General features: G+C 43.0%; 9 protein-coding genes and 1 tRNA gene. 4 read left to right on the top strand and 6 right to left on the bottom strand.

From position 1 onward, the window contains the following. Positions 1-22: 22 nt before the first annotated feature. Genes ACYVNW_RS00150 through ACYVNW_RS00135 form a run of 4 tightly spaced genes read right to left on the bottom strand, consistent with a single transcriptional unit; the run spans position 23 to position 5,763 of the window. The gene (locus ACYVNW_RS00150; protein WP_460677802.1) at positions 23-1,879 is read right to left on the bottom strand and encodes an HsdM family class I SAM-dependent methyltransferase; all 1,857 of its coding nucleotides are present in this window, start codon (positions 1,877-1,879) and stop codon (positions 23-25) included. A 21-nt stretch (positions 1,880-1,900) separates the two neighbouring features. Further along, on the bottom strand, positions 1,901-2,518 hold the full coding sequence (locus tag ACYVNW_RS00145) for an HNH endonuclease (protein ID WP_460677801.1): 618 nt from the start codon (positions 2,516-2,518) through the stop codon (positions 1,901-1,903). After that, positions 2,511-3,170 carry a response regulator gene (locus ACYVNW_RS00140; protein WP_460677800.1) on the bottom strand — a complete coding sequence of 220 codons (660 nt, stop codon included), beginning with the start codon at positions 3,168-3,170 and terminating at the stop codon, positions 2,511-2,513. Before ACYVNW_RS00140 ends, ACYVNW_RS00145 begins: the two co-directional genes overlap by 8 nt. Further along, the gene (locus ACYVNW_RS00135) at positions 3,163-5,763 is read right to left on the bottom strand and encodes an ATP-binding protein (protein WP_460677799.1); all 2,601 of its coding nucleotides are present in this window, start codon (positions 5,761-5,763) and stop codon (positions 3,163-3,165) included. The genes ACYVNW_RS00140 and ACYVNW_RS00135 overlap by 8 nt, the downstream gene beginning before the upstream one ends. Before the next feature lie 677 nt (positions 5,764-6,440). Here ACYVNW_RS00135 and ACYVNW_RS00130 point away from each other — a divergent pair. After that, a complete protein-coding gene (locus ACYVNW_RS00130) occupies positions 6,441-7,997 on the top strand; it encodes a recombinase family protein (RefSeq protein WP_460680985.1) in 1,557 nt (518 codons plus the stop codon). Here the strand turns inward: ACYVNW_RS00130 and ACYVNW_RS00125 are convergent. Then, positions 7,957-8,030 (bottom strand) — tRNA-Met (locus ACYVNW_RS00125). The genes ACYVNW_RS00130 and ACYVNW_RS00125 overlap by 41 nt on opposite strands. Positions 8,031-8,135: 105 nt before the next feature. Between ACYVNW_RS00125 and ACYVNW_RS00120 the strand changes: the two genes are divergently transcribed. The 3 genes from ACYVNW_RS00120 to ACYVNW_RS00110 all read left to right on the top strand — a co-directional run bounded on the left by ACYVNW_RS00120 (position 8,136) and on the right by ACYVNW_RS00110 (position 11,305). Next, complete coding sequence (locus ACYVNW_RS00120) at positions 8,136-8,516, top strand: START-like domain-containing protein (protein WP_460677798.1); 381 nt, start codon at positions 8,136-8,138, stop codon at positions 8,514-8,516. A 36-nt stretch (positions 8,517-8,552) separates the two neighbouring features. Then, positions 8,553-9,986 carry an LptF/LptG family permease gene (locus tag ACYVNW_RS00115; RefSeq protein WP_460677797.1) on the top strand — a complete coding sequence of 478 codons (1,434 nt, stop codon included), beginning with the start codon at positions 8,553-8,555 and terminating at the stop codon, positions 9,984-9,986. A 116-nt stretch (positions 9,987-10,102) separates the two neighbouring features. Continuing rightward, entirely contained in the window at positions 10,103-11,305 is a 1,203-nt protein-coding gene (locus ACYVNW_RS00110) for a bifunctional 3,4-dihydroxy-2-butanone-4-phosphate synthase/GTP cyclohydrolase II (protein ID WP_460677796.1), read from the top strand. 84 nt (positions 11,306-11,389) lie between these two features. Here ACYVNW_RS00110 and ACYVNW_RS00105 read toward each other — a convergent pair whose 3' ends face one another. Then, positions 11,390-13,954, bottom strand: a complete 2,565-nt coding sequence (locus ACYVNW_RS00105; protein ID WP_460677795.1) for a TonB-dependent receptor domain-containing protein — start codon at positions 13,952-13,954, stop codon at positions 11,390-11,392. Positions 13,955-14,054: the final 100 nt, after the last annotated feature.

The following is a 14,054-nucleotide window of genomic DNA, read 5'->3' as shown; positions in this document are numbered from 1 at the left end:
TGATCTCTATTAGTCTTCGCGATCAAACTAACTTAATACGGTACTTTTTCTGCAAATACTGATCAGGGTTCGGCGTTTCAAGAAACTCGGTTGTCTCCTCGGGAGAAAATTGATAAACCCCAAAATTCTTCAAGTAATTACGGCTAAGCGAAATATAGCCGGATGCATAGTCTTTGGTTGTATGCTTTATATAAAAAAAGAAAAGCTCACTTTCCATTAACCGCTTTAAAATCTGGAGTTTTTGCAGGTCGTTAGAAACAACCGCTATGCCGTTATAAAATAACAGGTCCGTATCTTGGGAAATCACGAAGCGCGGACGTTCACAAATATGTGGAAAAAATAATTTAAAGCCTTTAATATCCATAGATTGGCGACGTCCATAAGCATACCAAGCTTCATAAGTCTTTTTTGATTTATCCCGTTTAGAAAGCAAAATTTTATGTTTCTGAAGATATCGGTACGTACAAGCAAAATCTCTTTGCATAGTTCGCTCATCGATCAAAGTAACGACATCTGCAACTATTGTATATGGAAAAATAATCTGTTCTGTGATTTTTTGAATATCGGCTTCGTTCTTCAACTTGTTAGCATTAACGATCTTCCGGCAGATAGATTTTTCGATTTTATCGCCGTCCGGATCAGCGGTCAGGTAGTAAAAGACTGCATCCTCGAAATGGGGTTTGAACTTATACACGTTATTTTTCAGGGTAGCGATACCATTCTTGGTATCATACAATTGCCGGAACTGCAAGCCGGTAGCTTCAATTTGCGCCAGTAAACGGGAGGTGGCCTGTGAATTGACGAGGTTCCAGCCATCGATGTGGTTAAGTTCTGCGTAACCGAAAGGAGCGAAATCTTGCGCATTCAATTTTTTAAGATCATGACTAGTGAAGCGGATATAGCTGATTCCCGGCTGTGCAGTTTGTTGCAAAAAGCAAATGCAAGTGTAGGTGTTCCTATCTTTGAAAACCTGTTCCCCGCCAAAGTTGATTATCTCTAGGCCAATTTGTTCATCTTCGAAATACTGACGTAAGGCCCGCCCATTGATACTTTTAATAAAAGTGTTAACAGTGATCAAACCCAGTATCCCGCCGGGTCTTAACAGTTCGTAGCCAATCTGAAAGAATGGGATATAGAGGTCGGGGTGACCGGACGCGGCTACCCGCCACCCTGTCAATAATGTTAGTGTATCCTGATCCATGTTGCGCGAGGCGACGTACGGCGGATTACCAACAATGCTGTGGAAGCCGGGGAAGTCTGGCAGGCCAAGCGCTTGCGGCCAGTCAAAATCCAATGAGTTGCCGGTGAATAAATTGAAGGTGAATGCTTCCCGGTCCTCGCCATTCGCAAATGCGAATAAGCTGAGGAGGAGCCGCGTCCGGCTGATGCTATAAGGCATGATATCGACACCGTAAAGATGCCGCGCGAAGATCGTTTCATAAGATCGGCCCGTAAGTTTCTTCAGGCGTTCCGCCGCGGTTAATAAGAACCCACCGCAGCCACAGGCGATATCTGCCACCCTACAATCTCCTTGCCCGGCCAAGTCCGGGAGGAGTGTCCTTTCTATGATATAGGTCCGGATATATTCAGGTGTATAAACCGCCCCATTTACTATCTTATCCGAAGGTGAGACCACAAATTCAAATAATTCTATCAGGTGCTCGAAATTTAATTCGGACGTACTTTTCGTGATTACCTCAAGGAAGCCAGTCAAGATAGGATATTCTTGGGACGTATCTTGGATCGTGTAAAAATTGAGCAACGTATTAACGGAAACTGGCAATTCGTTAATACGCAGGAATGCACTAACGATCAAACGGTCTACGAGGTTAGCGTCATCGTTATATTGCGAAAGATAATTATAAATCGTTTTCTGCACCCTGAATTCATTACACGCTATTTAATTGTTAAGCGTACCTCTATAATCCTTATAATAATTAAAAAACTCGATCGTTAATTCCGACAATTTCTGCTTCAGCAGCACCAAGTCAGCGGTCGACGTGCTCAGATCGGCAATCTCCTTTTGCATATCCACTATCAGGTCAAATAGTTTTTCCAGGTGGTATATCAGCCGATGACGCTTCAAACCTAAGCATAAAACCGTAAACATATATTGTCCGATATCATTTTGCGGAACGATGCTGCCGTCAGGTGACCGCTTGAAAGCTACATCGTAATTTTTGTCCCTGGGATGAATATGCCCGCTTTTTCCATCCGCAGAGATGGCTTGAAAGGGGTCAGTCGTCGCCCAGTCATCGGATTTATTATTATTACAATAAAAGCAGCTGTAGACCAAATTGGAATAGTGATGCACATCGAATAGCGACGCGAATTTAGCTTTCGGCACGAAGTGATCAATCTGCATGCCTCTGCGTCCATTAGACCAGGCATCATGGTCATTGCAATAACCGCAGCGTTCGAAATAATCATTCTTTAACCATGGTATTTTATAGCTTTTGTAATCGGCGTAAGTTTTGGTACAGGTATCGGTAGGGACTTCGGCCCTGAAATCAATCATGGCCATTCTCTTTTTTGTCTTTGATCGATTTTAAAAGTTCCTGCGTCGAACCGATCAGCTGCATCAGGTGATCAAATTTTTCGTCCGACTTATCCTGCGGCGTATAGGCATTTTGAGTGTCCGGATAGCCTTCCAAGATAATATCCAGCTCTCGAAGGCGCCCTAATTCGTCAGCGGTCTTCTCTGATTTAAGACTCAGTTCCGCAAATTCTTTTTTATAATGCGTTATCAGCTCTCTATAGTAACTGATATATTCATTTACCGTATCTCTGAACTCAAAATTATTGGGATCAGCAATGGTCATCTTTGAAAAGATACTGCGTTTTTTATCGGGCGATAAAAAACTCCTTTTAGCTTCCGGTGTGTACGAAGTAAAAATGATCACTGGCAGCAAAGGTTTTCGGTCGTTGATCCGCTGCAATACGACATCTCCGTTCGCAGGCACCGTGTCGTCCATATATTTGAGGTAATAGTCCACAACCACTAAACCCGGGTCACATTCCACGACCTCATCGACAATATCATTGACAGTTTTATCTCCGGGCAGGATGCAAATTATCTCATAACCATCCCCGAACTGTTCGAAATACATTTCAAACGTGTCGCGTCCGTCGTCCTCTTCGTCTATATAAGCGATCCTAACTTTACTCATGTTCTGCCTCGTTAAAAGGTAAATGTATGTTGATCTCAAAACCTGTTTCCGGTTTTTCGATCTTAATGGTGCCACCATAATATGTCACCGCATCATTGACGAGCCACATGCCCAAGCCAGTGCCGATCTCATTACCGGCTTTATCTACCTTTGTCGTATATCCACGACGCAAGATTAGGTTCGGATTGTTGATCTTCTTATTAAGCCCCGGCCCGGTATCCTTGTAGACGATCTGCAAATACTTCTTATCTTCCTCCAAAGAGTCGTATACATCTAGGGTAATCATCACCTTCCGCTCGCCGACAAAACCATCGACGTCAAAAGCATCAAATGAATTGACCAACAAGTTGTTGAATATGCTATCGATATCTATGATGTATGCATGTAACTTTAGCTCTTCGGCAATTTCAATTCGGATCTCTATACCTACCTTGCGGGTTTTGAGCACATCGTCCCAAGCCGTTTCAAAATCCGACAAATACTGATTGAAATCGATATCGTCGCTCAGGCGCTTGTCTTTGCGGACTGCGGCCAGTGCGATATTCAGCCATTGATTGATCCCTAAATGAGTTGTCCGCAATTTTTCCAACATCAGAAAAGGATTGTGCTTGGCGGACGTTTCACGGTCGATCTTTTCCTTATCTAGCAATCCCAGTAATTCTTTCTCAAGATAATTGGTATGCCGAGCCAGGCGCCACTGAAAAGAAGAGAACTCGTGGGCAAAGCTGGTCACAATCAAACCGGTTGTTGCAAGCGCGCTTAATATCCGCACTTCTTCCTCAGCATCTTCTAGGTCCGACTTGACAGCCTCGAACGCCTTTTTAAAAGTGTCGCGCTCGTCTTTGTAATCAGGCTTTGGTTCTGGTGGCGCATCACCACCGACTTCTTTATCGCCGGTTTCGTCATCCGTAGGCTGGTTGTCCCGCTTTTCCTGCTCCTCACGTTCTTTCTCCAGTAACTCTTCTGCTTTTCTGCGCGCTTCGGCCTCCTCTTCCTTTTGCCGGAAAAGCAGATCCATTTCCCGCATCACCGTATGCCTGTCGAACTCAAATTCGTTAATGATCGCCAGGATAAGCTCTTTAAAAACGGAAAATGTCTCATTTTCCTGGAACCCCTCGCGACTTGACTTATCTTCAAATTTTAAATTAGCCAGCCGGGAAATACTTACCACACCGGCGACCTGATTGGGGCCCACCCGCCAGCCTGCACCTTTTTTAGTTATCGCAGCAGGGCTCTTTGCTTGCCGGTCACCTAATAATAACCAGTCGAAAGCAGTATTATCCTGTTCACCGTAAGGCCTTACACGGAAATTATCACGATAGATCTTGATGCCACCAAACTTTCTGAACCAGTCAGATCGTGTCAGACGGCTGAAGTTTTTATAAAAAAATCTTTCCTTATCACCTTCGGTCGCCGATTGTTTACTGAAGAAGAACACAAAATGAAATTCACTCAACTGGTCCGCTTCATCACGGAGCTCAGATTTGGATAGCCAAGGCAAAAGTTCATTGATCGAGGTATTAATATCGTATTTCTTCGTTTTAAAGGTCTCTTCATCATAGGGCTCGATCTTCATCTGTGGCCGCTTAAAAAGGTCTTTATCAATTCGGTTATACTGGAATTCATCCCGTTCAATGGTGATTTTGACCGATTTGTCCGCTTTTACATGCGCCGTTAGTTTGTAATCGAAATCTTTAAACTCCTCATTTTTAACTTTCCCGTAGCTATCAGGTTCAGCGCGGCTGAACAAATGGATTTCGAATTTCTGTTTGTCAGCAGGTGGCGAAAGGTTTTGCAAGCTATTGAATAGGTTGTCCATCTCCCGTTTTGTCCACCAATCTCTCAGCTCCCGGATATGCAATAAGGTACCGCTGCGGAACCGGTCCGCATGCTTCTTTATGGTCTCAGCAACTTTACCGTTATGAGTCATCCGGACGATCTCCTGGCGATAGTCACCATCTTCGATCTCCTCAAAATCCGCATTGATCTCACCGATCGTTGCATTTTGCAGGTCGAAATCTTCCCAGTTCACCACCCAATCAAAATGGATGGCTTGTCCTTTAGGGAAGGTCACCATATTACAGATTGTACCGAGACGGTCCAGCGCGAACCGACCGATACCTTTTGCCCCGGATTTGACTCGACCCGAAGCCGTAAAGACGTCTGTCAGTTTGTGGTTCGTACCGATTGTCATCCAGTGTTTATCGATGATCTCCTCGGTCATGCCGTCGCCACTATCAATAATGAAAAGTGAGTTTTTGCTTTTGAAATAATATTCCAGTTGATCGGTTTCCTCTTTTGCAAGCTCCGCCTTTAAACGGTACAAATCATTATCGGCATGTTCGTAACAACGCTTGAAGAGCTCTACATGCTGCTCATTAGCAGCTTCAAGAATCGCTAAAAAAGCTTTAGATTCGAAATCAGACGGAACATGTTCGTAAACAATATCGAACAGCAAAATACAGGCAGGAGAATCCGCATCATAAGCATTCTTGACCAATTCGATCAGCGCGCCGTCAGCGTTCGACACGTTCTCTCTGCCGATTAGCCTGGCTGTTCTGGCTGACACTTTAAATGGTTTCTTTTTGCTCACTGATGTTTAAGTTTAGGATGAACAGATAAATGTAAGAAACATTTTTTTAACTCTATACTCACTAAGTTTGATGACTATAAAATTCAATTCGCTGATTAGTCGAAACACTTACGGTTAGGTTCGAACCATATACCTAACTGATAGCCCACTTTAAATTTCAAGACCATTCGAGAGCTGAACTTGAGAAGTATAAAAGTCATAAATAAAGGATAACTGAACATTATCAATTGCTAAGTCAAATGCAGTAGTTATGATCGGGCTTTTGTTTATAAGTGTAAATTAAAACATTGAAAACCATTGTTCATTATTGATCAAGTGTCTTAGATGAGCATGCGTTTAACTCCATGATATGCATGCTAGAAAGCTAAATCTAGTGGTCACCAGCTATAAAACTAACTTACATTTATATTTTAATTGTACTATAAGCTTTTGATACATATATGATTGCTTAGATTATTTCGGAAAGAATAGTGACTTATCCTGCTTGCCTAAAGTTTTAGAAAGCTTTGCTGACAAAGCGGAGGAGTAATGTTAAAGAACAGAAAACCACTAACACCTGAGGAAGTTGCTGAAATTCTGAGGAGGAATGGTGAATTGGTTACTATACAAGAAGCAAAGTCTATCTTGGAATTCCTAAAGAACTTAGCTAAATTAGCACTAGAGCAATATTTTGAAAGATGAAGACGGCATATCTATATATCAGGGTAAGTACTGACGAACAAGCAGATAAAGGATATTCACAACGATGGCAAGAGGAAACTTTAAGACGATACTGTACAATTAATAACATTCAAATCCTAGAAGTTGTGATGGAAGACCATTCTGCCAAAAACTTCATCCGACCTGCTTGGAAACAACTTTTAACAGATTTGAAAAAGAAAAAAGGAAGAGTTAATCTTATCCTCTTTACTAAATGGGACCGGTTCAGTAGGAATACCGGCGATGCGTATGGTATGATCAATACCTTAGCCAAATTAGGCATAGAAGCGCAGGCAATCGAACAACCGTTAGATCTGAGTATTCCAGAAAATAAGATGATGCTCGCCTTTTATCTTGCCGCTCCGGAAGTTGAAAATGACAGAAGGGCGTTGAATACGTTTGTTGGCATGCGACGTGCCAGAAAGGAAGGTCGTTTCATGGGTGTGGCCCCTTTAGGCTTTGTAAATAAGATCACAGAATCCGGGAAAAAATATATCGATATTAAAGAACCCGAAGCTGGCATTATGCGGTGGGTATTTGAACAGTTAGCCGAGGGGCAATATGCTGCTGACCATGTCAGAAAGCAAGCTAACAAGAAGGGCCTAAAATGTGGCAGCGCACACTTTTGGAACATCATTCGCAATCCGGTCTATTGTGGAAGAATAGAAGTTGCTCCCTACAAAGATGAAGAGCGTTATTTTGCGCAAGGTCAACATGAAGGTATAATTTCAGAAGATCTATTTTACAGAGTACAGGACGTGCTCAACGGAAGGACTAAGGGCGCTTGGGGGCCTAAAATGGTTTCAGTGGACAAGTTGCCATTACGGGGACTGATCATTTGTCCTGAATGCGGCAGGATGCTTACTGGCAGCTCATCAAAGGGATATAGCACCTATTACACTTATTACCATTGCCAATCCCGTTGTAAAACAAGATACCGTGCAGAAGATGCCAATGACAAGTTTGAGGAAGTCCTGAGAAAGTTAGCAATAAAACCTGGCAGAGCTGAGATTTTTGAAAATGAACTTTTGGTACTCTATAATGCTCAATACAGGAATGGCAATGGCGCACGAAAACAGGTCCTCGAACACATCAGTGCCATCAATGTGCGCCTTGGTAACGCTAAAAAGAAATATTATAACGAGGAAACGGATGTAACGGAGTACCGTAGATACAAGGCTGAATGCGAGGCCGAGATAGAGAAACTCGAAGCGAGACTTATGGAACTGGCTAATGGCGCTCAAAAGATAGATTCACTGCTAAAAAAGGCCATTGGCAACCTGCAAAAGCTGATTCTTTATTGGAATGACTTTGATTCGATGGGTAAAAGGCGGTTGGTTAATTCGGTTTTCCCAGGAAAATTAAATTTTGACGGAAGCACTTATCGAACTGCTCGGCTTAACAAAGCTATAGAGCTTATCTACCTAAATTCCAGTGACTTACAATCGAAAAAAAAGCAGGAAGATGAGGTATTTTCTCATCTTCCTGCTTCAGTAGCGGGGAGCAGGATCGAACTGCCGACCTTAGGGTTATGAATCCTACGCTCTAACCATCTGAGCTACCCCGCCGTGTGTATTTCCCTGAAAAGGTTTGCAAATATAGTAGAAATTAGTTTTATTTATAAAAAATGTTAACATTTACAGCTTCAACCCGTAAGCCGTTATAAACCAGCTATGCCTGAAAAGAAAAAATTTCAACTTGAATACGAAATCAAGTCCTCTCCGCGTATTCTATATAGTTTCCTGATTGAACCCAATGCACTGGCACAGTGGTTTGCTGATGATGTGGACCTTCGCGATCATATTTACACCTTTACCTGGGATGATGAGCAGCAAAAGGCCAAAATTGTACTGAGCAAAGAAAATAAACTGGTACGCTACAAATGGCTGAATGATGATGCCGATGACTACCTGGAAATGGAAGTACTGCAGGATGAGCTCACGAATGATGTGGCCCTGTGTATTACTGATTTTGCCATTGAGGATGCCATACCCGAGCGTAAACTGATTTGGAATAACCAGATTGATTACCTGATAAGTGTGTTGGGGGCATAATTAAGGGGAACCATATAATTTCCCTAAATTTGCAGCGTGAAAAAGATACACCTCTTAATACTTAAATCCTTCATCAGGCCCTTTATTGTTACCTTTTTCATCGTAATGTTCGTATTGCTGATGCTATTTTTATTTAAATACATCGACGATATGATTGGGAAAGGCTTTGAGTGGTATATCATCCTGGAGCTCATGCTGTATGCTTCGGCTACCAACGTAGCCATGGCGCTGCCGCTATCAATCCTCCTGTCCTCCATCATGACGTATGGCAGCCTGGGCGAGAATTATGAGCTGGTGGCCATCAAATCAGCCGGTATATCATTGCGCAGGGCCATGTATCCCATGATTATTGTGGTTACACTGCTTAGCATTTCTGCCTTTATTTTTTCTGATTACATGTTGCCGGTAGCCAATTACAAATATTTTTCGCTACTGTACGACGTGCGCCAGCAAAAGGCCGCCTTTTTGATTACGCCGGGTGTGTTTAATAATAGTTTTCCAAATTATTCCATCCGCGTACAGCAAAAAGACCCCAACGGGCAAATTTTGCGTGGGGTAATGATTTATGAACGTAACACGGCAAGTAATATCAACAACGTATTGTTTGCCAAAGAAGGCTACATGTACCGCACGCCCGATGATGAGCAATTGGTATTGAAATTAAAAGACGGCATCCGCTGGCAGGAACAGGCCAGCGAACAAAACCCGTCCGACTACCGCCAGCAGCTCATCCGCTTCAGGTTTAAAGAAACCGAACAGCGGTTTGACTTGTCGGGCTTTAATTTTAGTAACCACCGCACCAAGCAGAGTGACTGGAAATCTACCATCCAAATGATGAACCTCAAACAGCTGGACTCGAACCAGCGCGTTACCATCAAACGGTCAGACAGTACGGTGATGTCAAACTTCAGCATGGTTGCAGCCTATTTTAAGTATTTCACGGTTCCGCACAAAATCACCAAAAAGATACCGCAGGTATACGCCAAAGCCGATGTGTTAGCTAAAGCTGATAAAAACACACAACGCAGCATCATAGCCGGTGCTTTAAATGAAGCCCGCTCTATCAAAGGCATGATGTCTACCCGGGTAGAAAGTTATAAAGATATTTCTAAAGACATCCGCAAGTACAGCATTGAATATCAAAAGAAGTTTACCTTACCTGCAGCCTGTCTGGCACTGTTTCTTATCGGGGCACCATTGGGTGCCATTATCCGCAAGGGAGGCTTGGGTTTGCCGGTAGTAGTGGCGGTTATTTTCTTCCTGATCTATTACATTATTGCTACCATTGGTGAAAAATCCGCCAAAGAAGGAAACTTATCCCCTGCCATAGGTATGTGGATTGCGATTGTCATACTCACGCCTATCGGGTTGTTTTTATCCTATAAAGCAGCTACTGATTCGGTATTATTTGATGCCGATGCTTATAAGAAGTTCTTCAGGAAACTTTTCAGAAGAAAAGCAGCTGCCTGATTGCATTGTTTTTACAAAGCACAGACGGCTTTACACCTGTTAACGCTTAACTTTGTTTAAACATATATGTATTGCCGGTTCGCATAGGCTGGCATAAGTCATTTTGCTTAATAACCATGCTTAACACTATACCTGAGGCTATTGAAGCCATTAAAGCCGGCAAAACCATTATTGTGGTTGATGATGAAGACCGCGAGAATGAAGGCGACTTCTTAACAGCAGCCCGCAATGCTACCCCCGAAGCCATTAATTTTATGGTAACCCACGGGCGCGGCCTGGTATGTGCCCCCATCACGGCCGACCGGGCTAAAGAGCTACAGTTGGAACCTATGGTAGGCCGCAACACAGCAACATTAGAAACAAACTTTACCGTATCGGTAGATTTGTTGAAAGACTGCACCACTGGTATTTCGGCATCAGACCGCTCTAAAACTTGTCTGGCTTTAATTGACCCGGCCACACGGCCTGAGGATTTGGGCCGTCCCGGACACATCTTCCCTTTGATTGCTAAAGATGGCGGTGTACTGCGCCGTGCGGGCCATACCGAAGCCGCTGTTGATTTGCCTGCCATGGCTGGTTTTGAACCTGCTGGGGTAATTTGCGAAATTATGCGTGAAGATGGTGAAATGGCCCGCCTGCCTGAATTATTAGAACTGGCAAAAGTTTTCGACCTGAAAATAATTTCTATTAAAGACCTGATTGCTTACCGGCTGAATACAGAGACGCTGGTGACCAAAGAGGTAAGCGTTAACATGCCTACCGAATGGGGTGACTTTCAAATGACGGCGTATACCGACTTGAATACTGGCGAAAATCATTTAGCGCTCACCAAAGGCGAATGGAAGCCCGATGAGCCTGTATTGGTGCGCGTACATAGTTCATGCGTTACCGGCGACATTTTTGGCTCCTGCCGCTGCGATTGCGGCCCACAGCTGCATTCGGCCATGAAGATGATTAGCGATGAAGGTAAGGGTGTAGTAATTTACATGAACCAGGAAGGCCGCGGTATTGGTCTCATCAATAAATTGAAAGCTTACCATTTGCAGGAAAATGGGTTCGATACAGTAGAGGCTAACCTGAAACTGGGTTTTAAATCAGACCAGCGCGATTACGGCATTGGCGCTCAGATATTGCGCAGCCTGGGGGTATCAAAAATGCGATTGCTCAGCAACAACCCTAAAAAGCGGGCCGGCTTAATTGGCTATGGCCTTGAGGTGGTAGAAACTGTACCTATTGAGATTACGCCTAACCCTCATAACGAAGTTTATTTAAGAACTAAACGCGATAAAATGGATCACGCCATTTTGCGCGATCATTAATAACAACATACAGCTTTCATTATATACAAAGAAGCCCCGGCTGTTTAGCTGGGGCTTCTTTTATGGGATAAGGTTTAAATAGTATTAGCGAATGCCTCCACCGTTGCCGCCTGCAGGGTTGCCTGAAGGTGCACCACCGCCCTGGTCGCCTTGTTTCAAGTCATCGTTATTGATACCTTTTTTACCTTGCTGACCGCTAAAACTTACTTTACCGAAGTTGTAGCTAAACGTTAAGCCAAATGAACGGAAAGGTAACTTAAATGAGGTAGTTTGATTAATGCCGTTACTATTGGTTTTGCTGTTAAACTCTTTATAGTTACTGAACGGTTGCAATACGTTAATACCCAAAGCCAGTTTCTTTTGCATAAACTGTTTTTTGGCACCTACACCAAATAAGCTAAAGCTTGGGCTTGTACCTTGTATGGTACGGCGTGATGAGCTACCGAAAGCAAAGGCTTCAGCTACAAAGTTTTTAGGTAATTCCAACGTTGCTCTCAGGAAACCGAAGTACTGCAGGTAAGTACCATTTTGTGATTGCGCCAGGTTATAAATTCCTGAAGGATCAGGCTTGTAAGTGTACGCATTTACGTTAGCAATAATGGTTAATGCTTTAAACGGATTAACTGTACCGAATATGTTTGCTCCTATTGAGTTGTTCACACCAATGTTTTGGTAAGTAGTAATTGTACCGCTATTGGCTGCATTAGGATCAGGTGCAGAAATGTTTTCTATCAGGTTAGATGTACGCTTGTAGTAGGTAGATAAATTCAGAATATTTGACCCAATATAAGTGTTATAGCCTAATTCTACGGTTTGAGAAATCTCAGGGCTCAATTCAGGGTTACCTGTACTTAAAGCTTGTGGGTTACTACGGTTCACGAAAGGATTAAGATATTGTAAGCTTGGACGTGTAATACGCTTGCTATAAGATAATTTCAAAATCTTGGTGGCCGAAAACTCTTTCTGTATAGTTAAGCTTGGAATAAGTGTGTTGTAGTTCTGATCAAAAGATTGCAAATCAGTTTGTGATAAGCTCTTAGGATCGCCATGAATATTGGTAACCTCATCACGTACACCGGCTAACAACGAGTACTTTTTAGGCAGTGTAATGGTAAATACAGAGTAACCGGCATATACATTTTGGTTATAATCATAAGTGCTTGAAGTCATCGGATTATAAACAAAAGTTTGGTTGGCAAAATCATACAAATCGTTGCTGGTATTAATACGGCGGAAAATTGATTTACCACCCGCTTCCCATTTCACTATTTTGCTGATTGGCAGGGTATAATCTAACTGTAAAGTATACTCGTTGCTGATACCATCAATTTCGTTCTTTAGGTTCGAGAACACATCAGTATAAATGTTGGTATAGTTAGTGGTGCCGGTGTTGCGGCTCCATTGGGCTGATAAGTCCAATTCCTCACCTTCTTTCTTGGTTTTGTGAATATAATTCAAATTCCAGTCGAAACCGCTGGCCGGTACTGCGTGGGCATCACTGTTCAGGGTGTAGTTTCTAAAAGTTGGTGTACTTGCAAGCGTGTTCAGGTTGGTAATGTTGGTTGTGGTTGAATTGGTATTAAATTCAATCTGCGTAAACCTGAAAGAAGTATTAAGGCTGTTATAGCTGTTAAACTCATACCCGGCAGATAATGAACCGGTAAGTGCATGCCTGGTTACCCGGCTTTCACCCCGCTGTGTAGTTGCAGTATGTATAGAGATTGGAGCACCGGTTTTAGGGTCGGTTAAGTCACGGTCAATAGTTTGATCCAAACTGGTGGTTGAGGTTTGCGGCCATGAAGCATTGCCACCTACGTTAGCCGTAAAATTGAAACGGTTTTTATTGTAATTAAAGTTCAGGTTACCGTTATTCTGACGGGTACCTACACCACCGGTTACCGAGCCGCTTACACCCGAAAAATTCTTTTGCTTAGTAATAATGTTAATGATACCTGCGCTGCCCTCAGCATCGTATTTAGCCGAAGGAGAAGTAATTACCTCTACACTTTTGATCTGGTCGGCTGGGATACCTTTCAATACATCAGATAAGCTGCTGGCAGTTGCACCTGAAGGCTTACCATTGATCAATACACGCACGTTGGCATCACCACGTAATGATACGTTGCCGTTTAAGTCTACTGATACCAGTGGCACTTTCTGTAATACATCTGTAGCTACGCCGCCGGCGGCAGTAACGTCTTTTTCTGCGTTGTATACAATCTTGTCAATGCGGTTTTCAACAAGCGGTGTACTGCCGGTAACTGTTACTTCCTTCAAATTGCGCGAACCTGAAGAAATGGCCACATTGCCTAAGTTTTTATCCGGTTTGCCGGGAGTGGTAGTTACCGGGTCAATGGTTTTGGTTGGATAACCAATAAATGAGATAGTGATTTTATAACTGCCGGCTTTAACATTATCCAGTTTGAAGTTACCTTTTTCATCAGTAAGTGCACCGGTGATCGGGGCTTTACCGCCACTGCGGAAAAGACTAATGGTGGCATAATCCAAAGGTTTTTTGGTTACAGAGTCAACCACCGTGCCCGATATGCGGCCCACAATGGTAGAGCCGCCACCACCGCCCACACCAAATTGGGCATTGGCTGTTAAGGCAGCGCAAAACAAAATTATTAGCGTAAATATCCGTTTCATTCAGTTAATTTTTATTGATAAGAGAAGCGTTATGTGTATTTGTTACAGCAGGCATATAAATATTTTTGTAACATTTTAAGTTACATCCGCTGTGTATTTT

It is taken from the genome of Mucilaginibacter koreensis, assembly GCF_054783355.1.
Note: the sequence above shows the minus strand (reverse complement) of the source record. Positions and strands in the feature narration are given on the sequence as shown.